At 67.2% G+C, this 20,888-nt stretch carries 25 protein-coding genes; 14 read left to right on the top strand and 11 right to left on the bottom strand.

Annotation, left to right across the window (positions count from 1 at the left end; translation table 11 throughout):
* From ACGFIS_RS25835 to ACGFIS_RS25810, 6 genes are all read left to right on the top strand, one after another.
* Positions 1-1,131: a branched-chain amino acid ABC transporter permease gene (locus ACGFIS_RS25835; RefSeq protein ID WP_392972846.1), complete on the top strand. Its 1,131-nt coding sequence runs from the start codon at positions 1-3 to the stop codon at positions 1,129-1,131.
* On the top strand, positions 1,128-1,922 hold the full coding sequence (locus tag ACGFIS_RS25830) for an ABC transporter ATP-binding protein (protein ID WP_392898602.1): 795 nt from the start codon (positions 1,128-1,130) through the stop codon (positions 1,920-1,922). Before ACGFIS_RS25835 ends, ACGFIS_RS25830 begins: the two co-directional genes overlap by 4 nt.
* Positions 1,919-2,689, top strand: coding sequence for an ABC transporter ATP-binding protein (locus ACGFIS_RS25825; protein ID WP_392972844.1), 771 nt, complete (start codon positions 1,919-1,921; stop codon positions 2,687-2,689). The genes ACGFIS_RS25830 and ACGFIS_RS25825 overlap by 4 nt, the downstream gene beginning before the upstream one ends.
* Complete coding sequence (locus ACGFIS_RS25820; RefSeq protein ID WP_392898607.1) at positions 2,686-3,264, top strand: NADPH-dependent FMN reductase; 579 nt, start codon at positions 2,686-2,688, stop codon at positions 3,262-3,264. The genes ACGFIS_RS25825 and ACGFIS_RS25820 overlap by 4 nt, the downstream gene beginning before the upstream one ends.
* A complete protein-coding gene (locus tag ACGFIS_RS25815) occupies positions 3,261-4,388 on the top strand; it encodes an alpha/beta hydrolase (RefSeq protein WP_392898608.1) in 1,128 nt (375 codons plus the stop codon). The genes ACGFIS_RS25820 and ACGFIS_RS25815 overlap by 4 nt, the downstream gene beginning before the upstream one ends.
* A 79-nt stretch (positions 4,389-4,467) precedes the next feature.
* The gene (locus ACGFIS_RS25810) at positions 4,468-5,247 is read left to right on the top strand and encodes an IclR family transcriptional regulator (protein ID WP_392898611.1); all 780 of its coding nucleotides are present in this window, start codon (positions 4,468-4,470) and stop codon (positions 5,245-5,247) included.
* A gap of 32 nt (positions 5,248-5,279) precedes the next feature.
* Here ACGFIS_RS25810 and ACGFIS_RS25805 read toward each other — a convergent pair whose 3' ends face one another.
* From ACGFIS_RS25805 to ACGFIS_RS25795, 3 genes are all read right to left on the bottom strand, one after another.
* Positions 5,280-5,657, bottom strand: a complete 378-nt coding sequence (locus tag ACGFIS_RS25805; protein WP_392898613.1) for a nuclear transport factor 2 family protein — start codon at positions 5,655-5,657, stop codon at positions 5,280-5,282.
* Positions 5,654-6,220, bottom strand: coding sequence for a VOC family protein (locus ACGFIS_RS25800; protein WP_392898615.1), 567 nt, complete (start codon positions 6,218-6,220; stop codon positions 5,654-5,656). Before ACGFIS_RS25800 ends, ACGFIS_RS25805 begins: the two co-directional genes overlap by 4 nt.
* A 128-nt stretch (positions 6,221-6,348) precedes the next feature.
* A complete protein-coding gene (locus ACGFIS_RS25795) occupies positions 6,349-7,074 on the bottom strand; it encodes a GntR family transcriptional regulator (RefSeq protein WP_392898618.1) in 726 nt (241 codons plus the stop codon).
* 190 nt (positions 7,075-7,264) lie between these two features.
* Here ACGFIS_RS25795 and ACGFIS_RS25790 point away from each other — a divergent pair, with 190 nt between their 5' ends.
* Together ACGFIS_RS25790 and ACGFIS_RS25785 are read left to right on the top strand one after the other, a co-directional pair.
* Entirely contained in the window at positions 7,265-8,440 is a 1,176-nt protein-coding gene (locus tag ACGFIS_RS25790) for an enolase C-terminal domain-like protein (RefSeq protein WP_392898620.1), read from the top strand.
* Entirely contained in the window at positions 8,440-9,360 is a 921-nt protein-coding gene (locus tag ACGFIS_RS25785) for a ketopantoate reductase family protein (protein ID WP_392898623.1), read from the top strand. The genes ACGFIS_RS25790 and ACGFIS_RS25785 overlap by 1 nt, the downstream gene beginning before the upstream one ends.
* Positions 9,361-9,415: 55 nt before the next feature.
* Here the strand turns inward: ACGFIS_RS25785 and ACGFIS_RS25780 are convergent, their stop codons facing one another.
* The 5 genes from ACGFIS_RS25780 to ACGFIS_RS25760 all read right to left on the bottom strand — a co-directional run bounded on the left by ACGFIS_RS25780 (position 9,416) and on the right by ACGFIS_RS25760 (position 13,224).
* On the bottom strand, positions 9,416-9,778 hold the full coding sequence (locus ACGFIS_RS25780) for a hypothetical protein (RefSeq protein ID WP_392898626.1): 363 nt from the start codon (positions 9,776-9,778) through the stop codon (positions 9,416-9,418).
* A 77-nt stretch (positions 9,779-9,855) separates the two neighbouring features.
* Entirely contained in the window at positions 9,856-11,049 is a 1,194-nt protein-coding gene (locus ACGFIS_RS25775; RefSeq protein WP_392898629.1) for an ABC transporter permease, read from the bottom strand.
* Positions 11,046-11,759, bottom strand: coding sequence for an ABC transporter ATP-binding protein (locus tag ACGFIS_RS25770; RefSeq protein ID WP_392972842.1), 714 nt, complete (start codon positions 11,757-11,759; stop codon positions 11,046-11,048). Before ACGFIS_RS25770 ends, ACGFIS_RS25775 begins: the two co-directional genes overlap by 4 nt.
* Positions 11,756-12,802: a peptidoglycan-binding protein gene (locus ACGFIS_RS25765; protein ID WP_392972840.1), complete on the bottom strand. Its 1,047-nt coding sequence runs from the start codon at positions 12,800-12,802 to the stop codon at positions 11,756-11,758. The genes ACGFIS_RS25770 and ACGFIS_RS25765 overlap by 4 nt, the downstream gene beginning before the upstream one ends.
* The gene (locus ACGFIS_RS25760) at positions 12,799-13,224 is read right to left on the bottom strand and encodes a hypothetical protein (RefSeq protein WP_392972838.1); all 426 of its coding nucleotides are present in this window, start codon (positions 13,222-13,224) and stop codon (positions 12,799-12,801) included. Before ACGFIS_RS25760 ends, ACGFIS_RS25765 begins: the two co-directional genes overlap by 4 nt.
* A 323-nt stretch (positions 13,225-13,547) precedes the next feature.
* Here ACGFIS_RS25760 and ACGFIS_RS25755 point away from each other — a divergent pair, with 323 nt between their 5' ends.
* Positions 13,548-13,769 (top strand): hypothetical protein, encoded by a 222-nt coding sequence (locus ACGFIS_RS25755; RefSeq protein WP_392972836.1) that lies wholly within the window; start codon positions 13,548-13,550, stop codon positions 13,767-13,769.
* Entirely contained in the window at positions 13,762-14,373 is a 612-nt protein-coding gene (locus tag ACGFIS_RS25750; RefSeq protein ID WP_392972834.1) for a DUF2637 domain-containing protein, read from the top strand. The genes ACGFIS_RS25755 and ACGFIS_RS25750 overlap by 8 nt, the downstream gene beginning before the upstream one ends.
* A 58-nt stretch (positions 14,374-14,431) precedes the next feature.
* Here ACGFIS_RS25750 and ACGFIS_RS25745 read toward each other — a convergent pair whose 3' ends face one another.
* Positions 14,432-15,163 (bottom strand): DUF5919 domain-containing protein, encoded by a 732-nt coding sequence (locus ACGFIS_RS25745; RefSeq protein WP_392972832.1) that lies wholly within the window; start codon positions 15,161-15,163, stop codon positions 14,432-14,434.
* Positions 15,164-15,334: 171 nt separating this feature from the next.
* Here ACGFIS_RS25745 and ACGFIS_RS25740 point away from each other — a divergent pair, with 171 nt between their 5' ends.
* The 4 genes from ACGFIS_RS25740 (at position 15,335) to ACGFIS_RS25725 (ending at position 19,651) form a co-directional block, all read left to right on the top strand.
* Positions 15,335-15,613 (top strand): hypothetical protein, encoded by a 279-nt coding sequence (locus tag ACGFIS_RS25740; RefSeq protein WP_392972830.1) that lies wholly within the window; start codon positions 15,335-15,337, stop codon positions 15,611-15,613.
* 444 nt (positions 15,614-16,057) lie between these two features.
* The gene (locus ACGFIS_RS25735; protein WP_392972828.1) at positions 16,058-16,498 is read left to right on the top strand and encodes a GntR family transcriptional regulator; all 441 of its coding nucleotides are present in this window, start codon (positions 16,058-16,060) and stop codon (positions 16,496-16,498) included.
* 64 nt (positions 16,499-16,562) lie between these two features.
* Positions 16,563-17,126 (top strand): HD domain-containing protein, encoded by a 564-nt coding sequence (locus tag ACGFIS_RS25730; RefSeq protein WP_392972826.1) that lies wholly within the window; start codon positions 16,563-16,565, stop codon positions 17,124-17,126.
* A gap of 164 nt (positions 17,127-17,290) precedes the next feature.
* The gene (locus ACGFIS_RS25725) at positions 17,291-19,651 is read left to right on the top strand and encodes a hypothetical protein (RefSeq protein WP_392972824.1); all 2,361 of its coding nucleotides are present in this window, start codon (positions 17,291-17,293) and stop codon (positions 19,649-19,651) included.
* A 16-nt stretch (positions 19,652-19,667) separates the two neighbouring features.
* Here ACGFIS_RS25725 and ACGFIS_RS25720 read toward each other — a convergent pair whose 3' ends face one another.
* Complete coding sequence (locus tag ACGFIS_RS25720; RefSeq protein WP_392972822.1) at positions 19,668-20,144, bottom strand: NUDIX hydrolase; 477 nt, start codon at positions 20,142-20,144, stop codon at positions 19,668-19,670.
* Positions 20,145-20,146: 2 nt separating this feature from the next.
* Positions 20,147-20,683, bottom strand: a complete 537-nt coding sequence (locus ACGFIS_RS25715; protein ID WP_392972820.1) for an XRE family transcriptional regulator — start codon at positions 20,681-20,683, stop codon at positions 20,147-20,149.
* Positions 20,684-20,888: the final 205 nt, after the last annotated feature.

The raw sequence follows: 20,888 nt of genomic DNA, 5'->3' as shown, positions 1-20,888 counted from the left end.
TTGTCAGTCCTGACCAGCCCCCCGGGCGCCCCCGGCGCCGCGGCTTCCCGGCCGCGCCCGCGCCGCCTCCTCACCCGCGGGCGGACCGGCGTCGGCCTGTGGGTCGCCGCCATGCTCGTGCTGCCGCTGGTGCTCCGCTCCGAACTGTGGCTCGGCATCGGCATCTTCACCCTGATCGTCGGCGTCGGCGCCTTCGGCATGCAGGTGATCACCGGGCTCGCCGGCCAGATCTCGCTGGGCCACGCCTTCTTCATGGGCATCGGCGCGTACAGCTCGGCCTGGCTCGGCGCCGACAAGGGCCTGCCCTGGTGGCTCTGGTTGCCGGCGGCCGGCCTCGTGGCCGCCGTGGCCGGCGCCCTGGTCGCGCCCGTCGCCGTCCGCATCCGCGGCCTCTACCTGGCCGTCGCCACCCTCGCCCTGGTCTTCATCGGCCTCTACGTGTGGGAGACGTGGACGGGCCTCAGCGGTGGCGTGAACGGGCGTCCGGCGGCACCGGTCCTCTTCGGCGACCAGGACCTCAGCCTGGGCGTCATGGCCGGGGACCAGATGATCCTGGACGCCTTCCAGGCATGGTGGTACTTCGCACTGGCGATCCTGCTGGTGGTCATGCTCCTGACCCACAACCTCAAGCGTTCGCGGCTCGGCCGCGCCTTCATGGCCGTGCGGGACAAGGACGTGGCGGCCGCGGTGGTGGGCGTCCCGGTGACCCGGACCAAGACGATCGCCTTCGTCATCTCCTCCTTCTTCGCCGGCATCTCCGGGGCGCTGCTGGTGTCCTACATGGGCTACTTCACCCCCAGCCAGTGGCACCTGATGCTCTCGGTCGACTTCATCGCCATGATCGTGATCGGCGGTATGGGCACGGTCTCCGGGGCCTTGCTGGGTGCTCTCTTCGTGCGCGCGATCCCCGAGGTCGTGAACCAGACCTCGGGCTTCCTGCCCTTCGTCCGCAAGGGCATGAGCACCGACGGCGGCATCACGGCACCGCTCCTGTCCGGGTTCCTCTACGGGTTGGTGATCGTGTTGATCCTGCTCTTCGAGCCCAACGGGATCCGGGCGCTCGCGCTCCGGGCCTGGCGGCGCCTGCCCGGACCGCTGGGCGGCCCACGCGAAAGGCGGAAGACGTCATGAGCCGCAAGGCCCCGAAAGCGTCCGACGGTGCGCCCGCCCTGCAGGCGACGGACGTCAGCGCCGGCTACGGCGCCGCCGGAGACGCCGTGACCGAGCTGACCCTGCGGGTCCCCCAGGGGCAGGTCGTCAGCCTGCTCGGCCCCAACGGGGCGGGCAAGAGCACCACGATGCGGGCGGTCTCGGGCCTGCTCGGGCTGCACCGCGGACGCCTCACCGGCGGGCGGGTGGAGCTCTTCGGCAAGGACATGACCGGGTCCCGCCCGTCGCAGCGCGTCCGCGCCGGGCTCGCGCAGTGCCTGGAGGGCAGAATGGTCTTCCCCGGCCTCAGCGTCGCCGAGAACCTCGCCAGCGGGGGGCACACGCGCCGCTACCGCCGTGCCGCGCTCACCGAGGCCCGCGACGAAGTCCTGACGCTGCTGCCGCCCCTGCGCGGCCTGCTGGACCGCAAGGCGGGCTACCTGTCCGGTGGCGAGCAGCAGATGCTGGCGATCGCGCGGGCCCTGATGTCACGGCCGAAGCTGCTGCTCATGGACGAACCGAGCCTGGGCCTCGCGCCCCGGATCGTCGAACAGGTCCGGGACATCATCGTGTCCATCAACGAGCGGGGCACCTCGATCCTGCTCGTCGAGCAGAACGCGCGCATGGCCCTGTCGATCTCCGGCTACGCCTATCTCCTCGAAGGCGGACGGATCTGCGCGGAGGGCACCCCGGCAGAGCTGGAACAGGACAACGACATCGCTGCGGCCTACCTCGGCGCCGCACCCGCCACCGCCCCGGGAGCCGACTCGTGAGCCCCGCACTCCTGGAGGTCGAGGACCTCACCCTGTCGTTCGCGGGAGTCCGCGCACTGGACGGGGTCACCTTCACCATCGACGAGGGCGACCTCTTCGCCGTGATCGGCCCCAACGGCGCCGGCAAGTCCACGCTGTTCAACTGCATCTCCGGCATCTACCGCCCGGAGTCGGGGAGCATCCGGTTCGCCAGCAGGGAGATCCTGGGCACCGCCCCCCACCGGATCGCCGGCGCCGGGATCGCCCGCACGTTCCAGAACGTCGACGTCTTCCCGGCCATGACGGTGCAGGAATGCCTGCTCCTGGCCCGGCACCGGCATCTTCGCTCCGGGCCGGTGGCCGGCATGATCCGATGGGGCCGCAGCGCGCGTGAGGAGCGCGCGGCGCTTCGGCACGTCACCGAAGTGGCCGACCGCCTCGGGCTCGGCGGCCTGCTGCAGCACACGGTCGGCCCGCTGCCCCACGGCGTGCAGAAACGGGTCGAGCTCGCGCGCTCGCTGTGCATGGAGCCCCGGCTGCTGCTGCTCGACGAGCCGGTGGCGGGGATGAACCACAAGGAAACCGCCGAGATGGCGGCGACCCTGAGCGAGGTGAACTCCGACCTGGGCATCACCATGCTCCTGGTCGAACACGACATGTCGATGGTGATGGGCATCTCGAGCCGGGTCTGCGTGCTCGACTTCGGGCGCCGCATCGCCCTCGACGTCCCGGCCAACGTCGTCCGCGACGAGGCCGTCATCGACGCCTACCTGGGAGGAGCACTGTGAGCACGGCGGACATCACCGTCTACGGGATCGTCGGGAGCCTGCGCGAGCGCTCGTGGAACCGGCTGCTGCTGGAGTCCGCGGCGCGTCTGGCACCGGACGGGGTCACCGTCGCCATCAGCGACCTGGTGGGGCGGTTCCCGCTCTTCAACGAGGACCTGCTCGGCCAGGAGCCGTGGGCCGTCACCCGGATGCGCGAGGAGATCGCCGCCGCGGACGCGTTGATGATCGCCACGCCGGAGTACAACGGCGGGGTCCCGGGCGTCCTGAAGAACGCCCTCGACTGGATCTCCCTCCCCCTGGGCGCCTCCGTCCTCCAGGGCAAGCCGGTCGCCCTGATCGGCACCTCTCCCGGACGGCTGGGCACCGCCCGGTGCCAGTTCGAGCTGAGGAACATGTTCGTCTTCTCCCAGTCCCCGGTGATGCCGGGACCCGAGGTGGTCATGCCCTTCGCCCACGAGTGCTTCGACGAGGCCGGGCACCTCACCGACCCGGTGGCCACCGAGCGCCTCGGGATCCTCTTCGAGAAGCTCCGCAGCCATGTGGCCGCGAGCCGGATCGAGGTGGCGGCCCAATGATCACCCGCACCTTCGTCTCCCGCCCCTCCGCCGACGCCCCGCGGGCGGGCGCCGGCGGACATCCCTGCCAGGGCCTCTACCACGCGCCGGAGGGCGTCCGCCCGAGAGTGGCGCTGATCGCCACCCATTATCAGATCGACTTCGCCGAGCACTATCTCGCCGGTCTGATGGCCGAGCGCGGCATCGGCTTCCTGGGATGGAACACCCGGTTCCGCGGCTACGAGTGGAACTTCCGGCTCGACCAGGCACTGGTGGACATCGGCGTCGGCGTGCGCTGGCTGCGCGAGGAGGCCGGGGTCGACTCGGTCGTCCTGCTGGGCAACTCGGGGGGCGGCTCCCTGATGGCCGCCTACCAGGCCCAGGCCGTCGACCCGGCCCTGCGGCCCCCGATCGGCCACGGCCCCGTCCCGGGCGTGGACGAGCTGCCCGCCGCCGACGGCTACGTGTCCCTGGCGGCGCACCTGGGCCGTCCCGACGTCCTCACCGCCTGGATGGACGCCGCGGTGGTCGACGAGTTCGACCCCGTGGCCACCGACCCCTCCCTCGACCTGTTCAACCCGGAGAACGGTCCGCCGTACAGCGCGGAGTTCATCGAGCGCTACCGGCGGGCGCAGGTCGACCGCAACCATCGGATCACCGCGTGGGCCAAGGCCGAGCTGGCCCGGCTCACCGAGGCCGGCTACTACGACCGCCACTTCACCGTGCCCCGGACCTGGGCCGATCCGAGGATGGTCGACCCCGCTCTGGAGCCCACCGATCGGAAGCCGAACAGCTGCTACCGTGGTTCCGTCGAGGCCGCTAACCGAGGCGACCGAGGGATCGCCGGGGAGACGACGGTGCGCAACTGGCTCAACATGTGGAGCCTGAGCGAGTCGCCCTGCCGCGGTGAGGCCAACCTGACCAAGGTCACGGTCCCGTCACTGATCATCAATCCGACCGGGGACACCGGTGTCTTCCCCAGCGACGCCGACCGGATCGCCGATGCCCTGGCCGGCGAGGACAAGACCCGTCGCGACCACCTCGGTGACCACTACTTCCTGGAGCCCGAAGGCGCCCGCGACGCGGTCGCCGACACGATCGCCGACTGGCTCGCCACGCGCTTCGGGAGTGAGAGCACGCCATGACGGCGTTCGCGGCGATCCAGGGCGCTCGGGCCGCGAGATGGAAGGATCGATGAAAGCGTCCACGGATAAGGTCCGCTGGGTGGACAGCTCCTCCCCCGCTCAGCCTCGCAAGCCGCAGTATCCGATCGAGTCGGTCGACAACGCGCTGCGCATCCTGCTGCTGCTGGGCGAGCGGAAGAGCCTTCGCCTCACCGAGGTGAGCGAGTACCTCTCGGTGGCGTCGTCCACCGCGCACCGGGTGCTGGCGATGCTGCAGTACCGCGGGTTCGTCCGCCAGTCGGGCAGTTCGCGGGCCTATGAGCCGGGTCCCGCGCTCACCGAGATCGCCTTCTCGGTGCTGCGGCGGATCGACGTCCGCGAACAGGTCCGTCCGATGCTGGAGGACCTCGCCAAGCACTACGGCGAGACCGTCCACCTCGCGCGCCTCGACGGCTCGCTGGTGTCCTTCGTCGATGCCGTGGAGAGCAGCCGGGCCGTGCGGGTCGGGTCGCGCATGGGCAAGACCCTTCCGGCCCACGTCTCGGCCTCGGGCAAGGCGCTGCTGTCGCTGCTGCCCGACGAGGCCGTGGTCGCGCTCTATCCCCAGGAGGAACTGGAGCAGCTGACCCCCCAGTCACTGAGCACCCGGACCGCGCTTCTGGAGGATCTGAAGCGCATCCGGAAGCGGGGCTACGCCACCGGGCTGCAGGAGAGTGAGGACGGGGTCATCGCGGTGGCCGCACCGCTCGGCACCCATGCCGGCGCCCGGTACGCGGTGAGCATCTCGGCGCCCAGCCACCGCAGGCAGGATTTCACCGAGGTGTCCGTGGCGGAGGACCTGCTGCGCTTCGCCGAGGAGAGCCGCAGCTTCTTCTCCTGACCGGAGAGGCGGACCCGGGTCCGCCTCCCGGCTCAGGCCGCGAGGACGACGGCGAGCTGGCTGCGATCGAAGTACTCCTCGATCCGCCGGATCCTGCCGTCCTCGACGTACACGCGCAGGATCGCCGGGATCGCGGCCGACCGGCCGTTGCGCTCGACCTCGATCACGTGTTGGCGGAGGAAGCCGTCCTCCAGGGCGACGTGCCGGGGCTGGGCGTAGCCGAACCTGTCGTAGCGGCTGGAGATGCTTCCCAGCGTCGCGAGGTTCTCTTCCTTGGACTGGTCGACGTCGTCATAGTTGTGCCAGACGGTGACGTCGTCGTGGTAGAGGGCGGAGACCGCTTCGATGTCACCGGCTTCCACGAGCCGGAAGAACCTTTCGGCGTACTCCACCATCGGCTCCCCGCTCATGCGGAGGCGCTCTGGGTGGCAGGGATCCCCGCGGCGGTCATCGGCGCGAGGTTGACGTCGTCTTCGTTCAGCTCACGCGTCCAGGCGGCGAACTCCAGCAGGACCCCGTCCGGGTCGAAGAAGTACATCGAGCGGACGTAGACGCCCTCGTGGAACGTCTCCGCCACACCGCGCGGGCTGTCGTCGTGCTCGAGGACGGGACCGGTCTCGACGCCCTTGGCGTCCAGCTTGGCCTTGTACTCCTCGAACCTGTCGAGCGGGATCTTGAACGCGACGTGGTTCATCGAGGCGTGGGCCGTGGCGATGTCACCGAGACCGGGCAGCACTGCGGAGGAGGCGATGCCGGGGGCGCGCTTGGGCGCATCGGGGAACCAGAAGAAGGCCAGGAACTGGTCACCGCCCATGTCGAAGAAGAAGTGCTGCCCGCCGTTGGGCATGCTGATCGTCTTGCTCAGCTTCATGCCGAGGACGTTGGTGTAGAAGTCGACGGTGCGCTCCATGTCCTCGCAGACCAGCGCGAGGTGGCAGAGCCCCTGGAGCTCGAACTCGGAGTTGGCGCCCATGGTGATCCTCCCGTGAAGTGACCCGGCCCACGTTATAGGAAAGTGTTTCTGTCCACCAGACTTTTTCTTGAACGGTCTGGACAATTGGACTGAGGCGACACACCCGTCCCCGGTCTCCGCAGACTACGTCAGCCGCGGCCGCGCTCCAGGTCAACCGCATACTCGAACCGATCGGCGGGGTGCACCGAGACCGTGATCTCGAACGGGTCCCCGGCGCGATCCAGGTACCGCCGCATCATCTGCAGCACCGGCGAACCGGCGGTGGTGCGCAGCAGATCGACCATGGCGTCCGGCACCGTCGCCGCCCGCATCCGCTGCTCGATGGTGTGCACGGTGCGGCCGGTCGCCTGCTCGACCATGTCCGAGATCAACCGCTTGGGGTCCAGGACCTGGTCGCCCACGGCCTCGGCGATGCCGGGCTCGAGGTAGACGTCGGTGCAGCACAGCGGCCAGCCGTCATCGGCCGGATCGATGCGCAGCATCCGGATCTTGGTCCAGCGCTGCCCGGGCCGGCAGCCCAGGACCAGGGCGTCGACCTCGTCGACCACCACATCGGCGATCGACAGCACCTGGCGGTCCGTCTCCGCGGAGTACTGCATCAGGTCGCCCACCGAATGCACGGAACGGGCGAAGACCGAATGCGGCTTGAGGCGTTCGACGCGGGTGCCGCGCCGGGGCCGGCGGGAGACGAGCCCCAGATCCTCCACGATGTCGAGCGCGGCTCGGATCGTGCCCCGGCTGACGTCGAACTCCGCCGCCAGGTCCACTTCGGGCGCGAACTGCCCGCCGATCGGCCAGCGTCCCGACTGGATCTGCCGGACCAACTCCTCCGCGACTTCCTCATAACGCCTCATTGCCCTCTCCCGTCCTCGGGTCCACCGTCCGCAGGACCGAAAAACATTGTGACCTGTCGCACCAGGGCGAAGCCCCCGCAGAGCCGCCCGCGCCGGGCTCCTGCCGGCCACCGGGCAGACGGGACCCCGGGGGCAGGGGACGGTGATTAGACTAGACAATTCGAACGGTCTAGATCATAGTTTGAGGGCCATGCGCATCACCGACATCCGCGAGGTCGCGATCCCCCTCCGCGGGGACATCAACAACTCCGTGGTGAACTTCGCCGAGCACACCGTGTCCCTGGTGGCCGTCCGGACCGACGTCCGCCGCGACGGGGCCCCGCTCACCGGCATCGCCTTCAACTCGATCGGACGCCATGCCCAGGGCGGCATCCTACGGGAGCGGATGATCCCGCGGCTGCTGGCCGCCGACCCCGGCGCCCTCCTCGACCCGTCCACCGGGCTGCTCTCCCCCGCCCGCGTACTCGAACGCGCCATGCGGGACGAGAAGCCCGGCGGCCACGGCGACCGCGCCGCGGCGGCCGGCGCGGTCGAGCTCGCGGTGTGGGACCTGCTGGCCAAGCACCGCGACGAGCCGGCCCATGCCACCATCGCCCGGGCCTTCGGGCGCCGGCCCGCGACCACCGGTGTGCCGGTCTACGCCGCGGGGGGCTACTACCACCCCGCCGACTCCCTGGACCGGCTCCGCGACGAGCTCACCGGCTACGCCGACCAGGGCTACCGTACGGTCAAGATCAAGATTGGCGGCATGCCGCTACCCGAGGACGTCGCCCGGGTCGAGGCGGCCATCGACGTGATCGGCGGCGGGGACGGGGTGGCCGTCGACGCCAACGGACGCTTCGGCCGGGACCAGGCCCTGGCCTACGCCGCGGCTCTGGCCGGTCTCGGCCTGCGCTGGTACGAAGAGCCGGCCGACCCCCTGGACTACGCACTGCACAAGGAACTGACCGAGGCCTACCCGGACGCCGTCGCCACCGGCGAGAACCTCTTCTCCTACCAGGACGTGCGCAACCTGCTCACCTACGGCGGAGTGCGGCCCGACCGGGACGTCTTCCAGATGGACGCCGGCCTCAGCTACGGGCTGACCGAGTACGCTCGCATGCTCGAGGCCATGGAGTCGTGCGGCGTCGACCGGTCCCAGGCGTTCCCGCACGGCGGGCACCTGATCAACCTGCACATCGTGGCCGGTCTGGGGCTGGGCGGCTGCGAATCCTATCCGGGGGTCTTCGAGCCCTTCGGCGGTTACAGTCCGGACTGCCGGCTCTCCGGCGGGCTGGTCCACCCCGGCCAGGCGCCCGGGTTCGGCCTGGAGGCCAAGCCGGGCCTCGGTGACGAGATCGCCAAACTCCTCAAGGAGATGGGCTGATGAGGATCTGCGTCGTCGGCTGTGGAGCCATGGGCTCGGTATACGCCGCACGCCTGGGCCGCGCCGGCCACGAGGTGTCGGTGGTCGACGCGTGGCGGGCCCACGTCGAGGCCATCGCCCGCGACGGGCTGCACGTCCACGGACCGGACGGGGAGTTCCGCGCCGCGGTCGCGGCCCACGCCGCCGTGCCCGCCGAACCCGTCGACCTCGTGGTCCTCGCCGTCAAGGCCGCCGACGTGCCCGGGGCCGCAGCCGGACTCGCACCGCTGCTGGAACCGGGGACCACCGTGCTGACCATCCAGAACGGCCTCGGTTCGGCCGATGTCGTGGCCGGCGCGGTGGGCGCCGGACGCCTGGCCGTCGGTATCGCCAGCGGCTTCGGCGCCGGCCTGCGCGGGCCGGGCCGCGTGCACCACAACGCGATGCGGGCCCTGAGGTTCGGCGCCTACGGCTCCCTGCCCCCCGAACGGGTCGAGGAGGTCGCGGCGGCCTGGCGGACGGCCGGGTTCGACGCGGAGGCCGTGCACGACATCATCGCGATGCAGTGGGAGAAGCTCATCTGCAACGTGGCTTACAGCGCTCCGTGCGCCCTGACCGGGCTGACCGTGGGCGAGATCCGCGACCACCCCGAACTGGGCCGGACGAGCCGGGCCGCGGCGACCGAGGCCTGGGAGACCGCGCGGGCGCGCGGGGTGGCCATCGACGTGCCGGACCCCGTGGAACTCGTGCGCGAGTTCGCCGCCCGGATGCCCGGTGCCGAGCCGTCGGCGCTGCTGGACCATAAGGCCCGCCGGACCAGCGAGATCGATGTGATCAACGGGGCGGTCCCGCGGGAAGCGGCCAAGGTGGGCCGCACGGCACCGGTCAACCAGGCGCTGACCGCCCTCGCCCGCCATCGCGAGGCCGCCTGGCGGCGGTGACGTCGCCCCCGCCGGGCAGACGAGCGGCAGGGCGTCGTCCTCGTCCGGAAATCGCCTAGAGATCCGGCAGGGGGTCCTTGGGCAGGCTGTCGCGGTCGAAGATCTCGGCGTCGGCCGCGTTGACGACCGCGGCGTACTCGTCGTCCACCTCGAACACCGAGCCGGCGAACTCGAACGACGCGCCGACGCCGGTCTCCACCGGCCCGATCCGGGTGCCGCGCGGGTAGCTGCCCCAGACGGACTTCGGGGTGGTGCGGCTCATCACGCCGGTGGAGACCACCGCGATCTGGTCGTCGGTGACGACGAAGATGAAGCTCGCCCCACCGCCGTAGGCCATCGCGGGGAAGATGTAGCCGATCTCTCCGTCGATCCCGAGGAACTCGCGGCAGCGTTCGCGCAGCGGGCGTGGCACCGGCATGACTGTTGGGGCACCTCCCAGAAGGAACGTTGTCTGCCCTCACAATCATGCCCCGGTTCGTCACGGCGTGGCCAGAGTCAGGCGGTCGCGAGAGCCGTGGTCGGCGGCAGCCGCGCCGCGCGCATCGCCGGATACAGGCCCGCGACCGTCCCGATCGCCAGGGTCGCGGCGAGCGCGCCGCCGAGCGCCCAGGCGGGCACGACCGGCGGCCAGCCCTTCCACAGCGCGAACCCGGCGGTGACCGCCGCGCCGAGCACGACGCCGGCGGCACCGCCGAACGCCGACAGCAGCAGCGACTCGGCCAGGAACTGCACCCGCACCTGCCCCCGCGTCGCACCGAGCGACCGGCGCAATCCGATCTCACGGCGCCGCTCCAGGACCGAAATGACCATGGTGTTGGCGACGCCGACCCCGCCGACCAGCAGCGCGACGGCGCCGAGCCCGAGCAGCAGCCCGGTGAACGCCCCGTCCGCGGCGGCCTTCGCCTCCAGCGCGTCCGAGGGACGGCTGACCTCGACCTCCTCGGGACGCTCGGGGCTGACCGTCCGCGCGAGGACGTTCCGGACGTCGCCGACCGAGGCGTCGGCCGACCGCTCGTAGATCGTCGTCGGATGCCCGCCGAACCCGAGGTACTTCTCCGCGGCGTCCCAGCCGACGAGCGCCGACCGGTCGATCTCGGGCGCCAGCTCGGCGGGCCGCAGAACACCGAGGACGGTGAACCACCGCCCGCCGATCCACACCTGCCCGCCCGCCCGGTCCAGGCCGAGCCGCCCGGCCGCCTGGTCGCCGAGCACGACGCCCGGGTAGCGGCCGGTTGCCGCGTTCAGCCACCCGCCGCTCGCCGTCTCCACCTCCAGGGTGCCGAGCAGCCCGACGGTGGCAGCCTGCACCGCGATCCCGTGCGTGACCTCCTCGGGGATCCTGTCGGTGCGGCGGACGGTCGCGTCCACCGACCCGGTCGCCCCCACCGCCGTGACGGGCCCGATCCTGCCGACCATCTCCGGCGCCGCCTCGGGCAGCTCGGCCTTCGCACCGAACAACGTGTCACCGGGCCCGGCCGTCAAAAGGTTCGTCCCGAGATGATCGAGTCGCCGCAGCAGATCCTCCTTGCTGGACGACGAGATCCCGATGACCGCGACCATCGTCGCGATCCCGATCGCGATGCCCAGCGCGGACAGAACGACCCTCGCCGGACGCGCCCGCAGCCCGCCGAGACCGACACGCAGCACATCGCCCACGCCGAGCCGCGCGGGCACCAGCGCGGCCCTCACCGGCTTCCCGCCCCCGCCCGCTCATCGGCCACGACCAGGCCGTCGCGCATCCTCACCCGGCGCGGCGCCCTGCCCGCGACCTCCAGGTCATGCGTGATGATCGCGACGGTGGTGCCCGCGCGGTTCAGCTCGTCCAGCAGGGCCAGCACCTCGGCGCCCGCATTCGAGTCGAGGTTCCCGGTCGGCTCATCGGCCAGCAGCAGGTCCGGCTCCCCCACCACGGCCCGCGCGACCGCGGCCCGCTGCTGCTCACCCCCCGAGAGCTCATGGGGCCGGTGCCCGGCCCGCTTCCCGAGCCCGACCCGCTCCAGCGCGGCCCGCGCCCGCTCCCGCCGCTCGTCCAACCCCGCACCGCTGTAGAGGAGCCCGTCGGCGACGTTGTCGAGAGCACTCACCCCCGCGGCCAGATGGAACTGCTGGAACACGAACCCGATATGCCGCGCCCGGAGGGCCGACAACTCCCGGTCGCTCAGCCCCGACACCTCATGCCCGGCGACCTTCACACTCCCCGCGGTCGGACGGTCCAGCGTCCCGATCATGTGCAGAAGCGTCGACTTCCCGGACCCGGACGGCCCCACGATCGCCGCCATCTCCCCCGGCGCGATCACCAGATCGACACCCCGGAGCGCCGCCACACCGGTGTACTCCCTGGTCACCCCGGCCAGCTCAACGATGTCCGCGCCCCGTCCGCCGATTCCGAGCGTGTTCATTCGGCGGGCACCCCGACCTTCACACCTTCACGCAGCCCGGACCCGCCGACCTCGACGCGCCCGCCGCCGAACGCCCCGGCATCCACCGGGACGAGCCGCCGCCGCGTCCCGTCCACGACCTCGACACCGAAGCCGCCCTCACGCAGCGCCAGCAGCGCCTCCACCGGCACCGACAGGACGTCCTTCCTCCGCTCGCTCTCCAGCTCCACACTCACGGGCGCCTCGTCCAGCCGTCCCGTCCCGGCGTCGCCGAGGGAGATCTCGACGTCGACCGTGGTCTTCTTCTCCTGCCCCGACCCGCTGCTCTCCGCGACCTTCCCCACCTCGGTGATCTCCCCCTTGACGCTCCTGCCACCGGGCAGCTCCACGACGACCCCGGCGCCCTCCTCGGCGAGATCCTGCTTGTCGGCATCGAGATCCACGTGGACGATGCGCCGCGTCCCCGCCACCGTCAGAACCGGCTGCCCTCCGGCGATCCGCTTCCCCTCGGGCGCCGTGACCTCCCGCACGAGCACGGCCCCGCCCAGGAAGACGACCTGATCCGGGCCGACCGCCCCGGACTCCTCCAAACCCCGGTCGTCCTGCCACTTCTTCACAGCGGCCTCGGTCGCACCGGTGAACTCCGTGTCCACGGTCATGCCGCCGTACCCGAGCGCCCGCAGGTTCTGTTCGAGCTGCCGCACGTCCTTGCCCGAAGCCCCGTTCCCGAGCGTCCGGTACATGGGGCTACCGCCGTACATGAGCGTGACCGGCCTGCCGGCCACCCTCAGCAGCGTCCCGCCCCGCTTGACCGTCGCCCCCTGCTCCGGCGTCCACGTCACCACTCCCGACGCGCCCGTCCACACCTCACGGACGCCGTCATAGGTCAGCTTCCCGTCGACCGTCTCGGTATCGACGAGATCGCCCCGGCTCACCTCCGCCGTGGCCGGCCGCACCTCCTGCCCCGCCTCCGCCTCGTCGCCGTCCGCCGTCCAGGCCAGCGCACCTCCCCCGCCGGCCACCACCAGGCCGGCGACGCCGCCCACGACCAAGAGCCGCCTCACTTCCCGAACCCCGGCAGGTCGAGCCTGCACTTCTCCCGGGCCTTCTCCAGCGCGCCCCGGTCGATGTCCCCCGACGGAAGCCTGAGCTCCCCGTCCGGCCCCGGATCCGGGATGTCGACCCCGTGCTCGCGCATGCACTGCGCGAACTCGACGTACTGATCACGCACCTTCGGATCCTTCAGGTCGGGCATCCTCCCGCCCGCCTGAAGCCACGACCGGCACTTCTCCAGCGCCGCCTCCAGCTTCTTACGCTCGGTCCCCTCCCCCAGCCGCTTCGCCGCCGCGTCCCCGCTGCCCGGGTCGGGGACGTCCACCCCGTTCTCCCGCATGCACTGCGCGAACTTCAGCTCCGCGTCCTCCGCCGAAAGCGACGCACTGGGCGACGCCGAGACCGCGGCCCCCGTCCCTCCGGCACTGGCCACCCCACTCCCGCCACCGTCGTCCCCGCATCCGGCAAGCCCGAACAAGACCGGCACCACGACCACCGCGGCCCAAACCCGAAACCCCATGACGTCCTCCCCGCCGAGGACACCCGCCCCGGCGAGAAGCCACAAAACCCACCCCAGGGTTAAACCCGCATTAGTCGTGTGGCCTCTGCGGAGATCGGACCAAGTCGGGAGACGTCGCCGAAAGAGCCTTTTACCAGCAGAAACGTCTGGAGGAGTCGCGGCGAGTCGGAGCGGATCGAGCCCCGTTGGCTCCCCGCTCTGGCTCCCGTGGCTCCCCCGGCAGAGAGGAGGCGAACATGTCCCTAGTGATCACGGAAGACACGATGACCGCCATCCTGGACGGCGAGGTCATCGCCACCGGCACCCGTACCGACTCCGGATGGCACGTCACCACATGGCCGCGCCCGCTCGACCGCAACGCCGCCATCACGGCCCTGTCTCTCGCCGAACGCGTCATCACCCACGGCGAGGATGACCCGTGCGTCATGGAGTGGCTGAAGGAGTTGGCCCGTGGTTGACCGGCTCACCCGCATCACGACGGCTCTGGCCGTCGTGGCGGTCGCCGTGGTGGCCGCGATCATCTCCTATCGCCACGCGTTCGAACTCGTCCACTCCCACGGCGAGTCCGGTACGACGGCGCGCCTCGTCCCGTTCACGGTGGACGGCCTCATCTGGGCAGCGTCCATGGTCATCCTGGACGCGAGCCGCCGCAAGCAACCCGCGCCCGCTCTGGCCAAGTGGAGCCTCGCCGTGGGCATCGTGGCGACGGTAGGCGCCAACGTGGCGCACGGCGCGTCCTACGGCGTCATCGGTGCCCTCGTGAGCGCATGGCCAGCACTCGCCCTCGTGGGTTCCTTCGAGCTACTCATGACTCTCACCCGCAGCGCAGCAACCGGCTCGTCCGTCGTCCCCGACGGGGAACGCACCAACGCGGTACAGCCCGCACCACTATGCGCCGAAGTGGAGCGGACGCCGGAGCAGGCAGTCTTGGACGAGTACAGGGCGAGCTTGGACGGTCCGGGCCGTCCGCTCTCTCAGCGCCATCTCGCCGAGAAACACGGCATCGATCGGCGCAAGGTCAAGCAGATCATCACCGAAGTGGAGCAACCCGCCTCACCGTGAACCAGAAAGCCCCAGTCACGCCCCCATCCGGGCCGTGGCTGGGGCTTTCGCATGCCCACTAAGCGACCGGCGAAGCGCCCGCCCACACCCGCTCAAAGCTCTCCAGGTACGTGCTTGCAATGTCGCCATCTTCGCCCCGCCGCAAGTGGAGGACGGGAGCATGTGACGCGGCGATGCCGTAGGCATGCGGGTTGATCAGTAGGTCGTCATCGGCGCGGTAGACCGAGTTATAGAGCACGGTGTCATGCAGCCGGATCTCTACTCCGTCCACGTCCCGCAGAGCCCGATAGTGGACGAGGGCGTTGCGGATCTTCGCAGCCATGGACTCGCCAACGCCCTCGTCGCTTCCGCGCTCCGCAACGCACGTCCCGTCCGGATCCCCGAGCAGTATCCGCACCGAAACGCCACCACGCGCCCTCTCTGCGAGCGCGCGCATGATGCCCGTGTCCTCAGCGAGGAAGAGCCCGGCGTAGGCCAGAACGCCGATCTCATGCCGCGCGCTCTGGAAGAGCTGTTGCCACACCGGACGAGGGACGGCCCACCGATGCGGATAGGTCGCGAGGATCTCGACCGCAGGCGATTCCATTTGGACGCTCGGCACGGCGAGTTGAGGCCACAAGTCCGCCTCATCGCGCCCGACCAAGGTGGCGACCCTAGCCCGATGCCGTGGGTAGGGCACGCGCCCGGACACCCACCGGCGGACGGTCTTGGGGTCAACGCCCAACCGGGCGGCAAGACCAGCCTCAGTCAGGCGCGCATCGGCAAGGGCACGCCGCAACAAGTCGTTCACCGGACCTCCCGCACACGCAAGTGAGAACGACGCACGAACGACGGTAACAGAAGACGTCCCTAGACGTCCCTAGATGCCGATGGAGAGGTCCCAACCCGGACGGAAGGCTCAAGACACACGGCGAAGACACCACTTCGCCCCGAAGAACCCCACGCGAGCCAAGGAGTCACCATGTCCACCGAATGGCCCCAGAAGGCCACCCCGAACCCGTCCGAGACCGACACACGAGCGGCGGACGAGGCACTCGCCGCGTTGCGTCGGGACTTCACCGGTCACCGGATCTGGCGCGCCACGCGGTGGGACGGACGTCTCGGGGACTGGGTGGCGAGCCTGCACGACCCGCACGCCGGTGTGGACCCCACGGTGATCCGATCGAGCCCCGCCGCGCTGCGCGAGGCGCTCGTCAGCGAGGCCGCGCGTGCCGAGGTCGCGCGCGTCGGGACCTGGTGATGGCGCGGGCACGAACCCGGCACCCTTCATCAGGCGGGGCCGCTGAGGGGAGCGCGGCCCCAAGGGGTGGGGCGGAGGCGGCGCGGTCGGTGCGTGTTCCCCCGAATGCACCGGCCGCGCTCCCTCTGCCCACCTACGGCGGCCCATGGCGAGCGCGCTGGCACCTCATGCGCCTCGCCCTGGTGATGCGCTGCGACGGCTGGACGACCGAACTCAGGACAACCGGGCCGCGCCACTTCCTCCGCGTGCACTCCAAGTGCACCCCCACCATCCGCGAGAGCGTGTCCGTGGCATGGGGCAACGGTGTCTGGTGGTACCAGTCCAGCACCGGCCTATGGCTCACGCCATGCAGGCACGTCGATCTCGCCGCCGGGAAACTGCGCATCTTGCTCACGCCATGGGTCTCAGCGGCATTTGACCCCCTGCGAGACGAGCAGTTCTGACATGACCCGCCGCACGGCATGGGGCGCGTACGTCGAGATCACCAACGCGCTACGGCAACGCATCACAGACGGCATCTACGCCCCCGGCGCCCGACTACCGGGCGAGGCAGCCCTCTGCGTCGAGTTCGGCGTTGCCCGCAACACCGTGCGGCGGGGTCTGTCCACCCTGCAAGCCGAAGGACTCGTCACCGTCCGTACCGGCGTGGGACGCTTCGTCCAGGACGAGGCCACCCAACCGCGCACCCGTTCCGAACACATCGCCGCGGACTTGCGCCACCAGATCGAGACCGGCCACTTCCAACCGGGCGACGCGCTCCCCAGCGAAGCTCAAATCTCCCGACGCTACGGCGTATCCCGCTCCACAGCCCGCGCAGCCCTCATCGCCCTCGAAGCCGCCGGCCTCGTCACCTGCGTCCACGGCAAAGGACGCTACGTCCGCTAAGACGTCCCCAGATGAGCCGCATACGCCCGTGGACGTCCACGCGCACCCTCGTACCGTCGCAACCATGAAGAAGAACACCGCAGCATGGGCACGTGACCTCGCACGCAAGCACCTGGAGACCCCACTCCCCCGCCGCTGGGCACACACTCAGGGCGTAGCCCGCCAAGCCCGCACCCTCGCCCCCATCCTCGGCGACCAAGCCGACCTTCTGGAAGCCGCCGCATGGCTCCACGACATCGGCTACGCCCCCGACCTCGTCAGCACGGGTTTCCATCCTCTCGACGGCGGCCGCTACCTCCGCGACACCCATAACGCCAACGACCACTTGTGCCAACTTGTGGCTCACCACTCTTGCGCCCTAATCGAAGCCCGCGAGCGGAGCCTCGCCGGTAGGCTGATACGAGAGTTCGGCCCCGAGGCTCCACCACTGAGCGACTCTCTCGTCTATTGTGATATGACAACCGGCCCAGACGGGATGCATGTGTCCGTAGAACAGCGCCTGACAGAGATCCTCTCTCGCTACGGAACAGGCCACCTCGTCACACTGGCAATCACCAATGCCGCTCCCAAGCTGGTCGCGATGGTACATGCAGTTGGAGAAGACCTCACAAAATCTGGAGTTGATTAATACAATTAGACACATCACAAACATTGCATGCCCAATCCACTCGAACGCATCAGTTGACGTCATCCAAAGAAGGGCTTATGGCTAACCGAAAGAAAGAAAGTCGGCGAATGATAACTGCCGGCCCTCATGGGGTCGAGTCACTAATGCGCAGTATGGGTGTAATCTTGAGCGATCTACACCCCGGGGAATCTCTGCACAACTATGCGGACAGAAGTCAGGAAGTAATCCAAGCTGAAATTTCAAAGATCTGCGATCTTGTCGGCCCGTACGACGCTTTTGACGTAGTCGAATTACTGCGTCAACGAGAAATGCCGTTCAGTCTAGCAGGATTTGCAGAGAGCCAGCATGATGGACTTGCGGCAATAATTGAGGTCGTCAGCTTGATTCTGATATCAAGAAACACGAGAAATCCGGTCTCGGCCAGCGCATCAACTTCCGCTCCAAATGAGATAATTGATTCTCTACATCAAAGCGCTAGATCGCTTCTACAAGCGGCCGCATTCGGGATTCTCCAGGCTGGCGAGAAAGGAGAATATGGCCCACTTACAAGTCTATCAGCGGAATATCGAAGCAGTGAACTCTTTATACGATACAAGCAATACGCTCATATTCACGACAGCTTCAACGAGGAACTCTTCGGCACAGGAGATCCCCGGAACCTTACCAAAAATGCTCTTGGGTTCACCTATGTCGATTTCAAGAGCGTCAGAGACGCTATAGCAGAGATCTATCAGCACAAGTTGACGGTAGGAGGTGACCAACTTGCCGAAATTATGCACAATTGGCCCGATGGAGACACGAATAACATGCCGGAACAGGAAAGGAACAAGGCAGCTCAAATTTTGAGCGACTGGTTCGCATATCCGGGACAACGTGCATCATTTACAATTGAAGACATTGCCCAAAGAACTAGCATTGATAAAGATACTGTCGGCAAGGTCTTGAACCTTTTCAGTACTTCCTTCAGAACTTCGGATCCTGCAGATGAAATCCGCGGCCTTATCGCCGGAGATAATCCATTTTTGCGAACCAATCTTCTGAAGGACGACCAAGGAAATTTCATTTCCGTCCATCTTCCGATCGGCACGGACTGTTTTCGACTTCTCATGGAAGAGGTACTCAAGTCAGGTCCGCAATGGGCTAAATACGATAAGCATAGGACCCGGGTCAGCGAAAGGCTGGCGGTCGAGTACTTGGAACAACTCTTTGCTACTGCAGCGACACATACAGAATTCAAATACTACGCTCCCAAAGAGGACAACACACCTCCAAACCTTGGATCAAAAGCGACTGCTATTACCTCAATCGGAAAAGAGGTTGAGGCGGACGCATTTTTCCTAATCGAAGATGTCGCAATTTGCGTCGAAGTTAAGGGCCGAAGTATCTCGGAAGGTGCCAAACGTGGGCACGTCAAACGACTAACAGTCGACCTCGAAAGAACTGTAGGGGAAGCTACTTTTCAAGCCCGCCGGCTCGAGAAACTGATTACGCAAAACCATGGACTTTGGCTAGCTGATCGGACCTGGCTTGACCTTAGCCAAGTGCGTGAAGTGCGGTCCATCGTCGTCTGCCTTGATGATTTCGGCCCACTAGCAATCGGGCTCGATGAACTGGTTCGAGGCAACATCCTCAAGGAGGAGAAATTTCCCTGGATTGTTTCACTTCACGACTTGGCAACGATAGCAGAGGTGACAGAACGACCTGCAGAGTTCCTACTGTATCTGAGACGTCGAACTGAGTCTGATGTGTCCAAGCGTTTCCGAGCCCAAGATGAACTCGACCTGTACATGCTGTTCCTTTCAGGCGGGCTCTACGTGGACCCGGATCCAGAAAAGGTTTATGACGAATATCCTACATCCGGAAAACCTACTACAGCATCCATAAGGCGCTACCGACGCCAGAACGTGCCAACCCGAGTACACACGCATACTGACTCACTTGACGCTTGGATCTACCATCAAGAAGGTGCAAGTGACGTTGCCGTGACAAAGCCGTCTTTTGGTGCGAACCCGCGCATTCTTGATATCGTAGACTTCCTACAGGATGGGAAGAAGCCCGGTTGGCTACGCGCAGGCTCCGACCTTCTAAATCCCTCATCTGAAACTCAGAATAAATTCGCACGCGACTTCGATCAAGTTATTTTCGCCACCCAGAGGGACCATGCCTTTCATTCGGCACTTCACTGTTATGCTGGATGCTGGGGTTTTTCAATCTTCTTCGTCTGTTCATGTCCCGATACCATGACCCTGCATGCCGCTAGAGACCGTATGGCTGCCTACATGATTGCCAAGAAGCACCAACTTCAATCGGACAGGGCGCTCGGGCTCTTGGTCAATGAACAGGGGGAAATGATTGGCGTCCACTACATCAATGACCCGTACGAACAAAATGCGGAACTCGACCAAGTGGTGCAAGATATGGGCTTGGTCTCTCCCGAGGTCATGAGAAGAGTCGTGCCACCTTCAGCCCTTAGGTCAACTCATAGACTTCGCGGAAAGAAATCAAAAAAGAACAAGAAGCGATGAATCAACCTCCACAAAGTCACAGATGCACTGTGACGACACCTTCGCTTCGATAACACCCGATTCGACGCCTCATGGATTGATCCAATGACAGGCTATCGATGTCGTTAAATGGAATCCAGCGAACTTCGCTCGATTCAACGCTCGATGAGAGATTTCCCCCGAGGGGGCGACCCGCCATTACGATAGAGAATTCCTGACGGACTTCGTCGTTACTGGTGTAGTGGATCACATGTTTTGGGTCGCTGTAGATGCCGACGAGTCCGGTTATCTCTACATCGATCCCGGTTTCTTCCTTGGTTTCACGTATGGCGGCTTGCGTTATGGACTCGCCGAGATCAATGGCACCGCCTGGAACGGCCCAGTTGTCGTTATCTGTGCGGCGAATCATTAGGATTTCGCCCTTGTGGTTCTCGACGACGACATTGACGGAGGGGACGAGACTGTTTGCCCGGGGTGCGTTCGGATCGTCGTAATAGTCGATTCTGCGGCCCATGGTCAGTCCCCCGGTATGGGTGTGGCGCCTTCCCAGACGCGTTCGAAGCTTTCTAGGTACGTGTTGACCAGGTCGCCGCCGGCTATGCGGCGTAGGTGCCAGACGGGGGCGTGGGGGGCTGTGACGCCGTAGACGTGAGTGTTGACGAAGAGCTGATCGTCCGCGCGATAGATCGAGTTGTAGAGCACTGTGCGGTGAAGGCGAAACTCTATGCCGTCTCGTTTGCGGAGTTGCTTGTAGAGGACGAGAGCGTTGCGGATCTTTGCGGCCATGGCGTCGTCTACGCCCTCGTCTGTGCCGCGTTCGGCTACCTGTGGGCTATCGGGGTCGCCTAGAAGGATTCGGACGCGTACGCCTGCACGGGCTTTCTCAGCAAACGTGCGTTGGATGCCAGCGTCTTCGGAGAGAAACAGGCCGGAGTAGACGAGAACGCCGATGTCTTCCTTGGCGGTAGCGAAGAGACGTCCCCAGGCGTCCCTTGGGACCGCTGTGCGGTGCGGGTAGATGGTTACCAGTTCACTGCCGGACGCTGCGGTCACTTGCTCGTTCGTGAGCGCGTCCGGCCAAAGGAAGGTCTCATCAACCCCCAGGCGTGAAGCTACTGCGTAGCGGTGCCGTCGGTAGGGGGTGCGGTCCTTGGTGATCCACCGTAAGCATTCAGCTCGGGTGCTTTGAGGCATGGCGAATTAGCGTTGCGTGACCGCAACGCTGGATGGGGCGTGCTCAGGCCGGGGCCGGGTCGGG

Source organism: Spirillospora sp. NPDC048824 (genome assembly GCF_043198455.1).
Taxonomy (GTDB): domain Bacteria; phylum Actinomycetota; class Actinomycetes; order Streptosporangiales; family Streptosporangiaceae; genus Spirillospora.
Note: the sequence above shows the minus strand (reverse complement) of the source record. Positions and strands in the feature narration are given on the sequence as shown.

Excerpts from the sequence above, each read along its gene's own strand:
- ACGFIS_RS25830 (WP_392898602.1), top strand. The coding sequence starts at position 1,128 with ATGAGCCGCAAGGCCCCGAAAGCGTCCGACGGTGCGCCCGCCCTGCAG.
- ACGFIS_RS25815 (WP_392898608.1), top strand. The coding sequence starts at position 3,261 with ATGATCACCCGCACCTTCGTCTCCCGCCCCTCCGCCGACGCCCCGCGG.
- ACGFIS_RS25805 (WP_392898613.1), bottom strand. The coding sequence starts at position 5,657 with ATGAGCGGGGAGCCGATGGTGGAGTACGCCGAAAGGTTCTTCCGGCTC.
- ACGFIS_RS25800 (WP_392898615.1), bottom strand. The coding sequence starts at position 6,220 with ATGGGCGCCAACTCCGAGTTCGAGCTCCAGGGGCTCTGCCACCTCGCG.
- ACGFIS_RS25795 (WP_392898618.1), bottom strand. The coding sequence starts at position 7,074 with ATGAGGCGTTATGAGGAAGTCGCGGAGGAGTTGGTCCGGCAGATCCAG.
- ACGFIS_RS25790 (WP_392898620.1), top strand. The coding sequence starts at position 7,265 with ATGCGCATCACCGACATCCGCGAGGTCGCGATCCCCCTCCGCGGGGAC.
- ACGFIS_RS25785 (WP_392898623.1), top strand. The coding sequence starts at position 8,440 with ATGAGGATCTGCGTCGTCGGCTGTGGAGCCATGGGCTCGGTATACGCC.
- ACGFIS_RS25780 (WP_392898626.1), bottom strand. The coding sequence starts at position 9,778 with ATGCCGGTGCCACGCCCGCTGCGCGAACGCTGCCGCGAGTTCCTCGGG.
- ACGFIS_RS25770 (WP_392972842.1), bottom strand. The coding sequence starts at position 11,759 with ATGAACACGCTCGGAATCGGCGGACGGGGCGCGGACATCGTTGAGCTG.
- ACGFIS_RS25755 (WP_392972836.1), top strand. The coding sequence starts at position 13,548 with ATGTCCCTAGTGATCACGGAAGACACGATGACCGCCATCCTGGACGGC.
- ACGFIS_RS25740 (WP_392972830.1), top strand. The coding sequence starts at position 15,335 with ATGTCCACCGAATGGCCCCAGAAGGCCACCCCGAACCCGTCCGAGACC.
- ACGFIS_RS25735 (WP_392972828.1), top strand. The coding sequence starts at position 16,058 with ATGACCCGCCGCACGGCATGGGGCGCGTACGTCGAGATCACCAACGCG.
- ACGFIS_RS25730 (WP_392972826.1), top strand. The coding sequence starts at position 16,563 with ATGAAGAAGAACACCGCAGCATGGGCACGTGACCTCGCACGCAAGCAC.
- ACGFIS_RS25720 (WP_392972822.1), bottom strand. The coding sequence starts at position 20,144 with ATGGGCCGCAGAATCGACTATTACGACGATCCGAACGCACCCCGGGCA.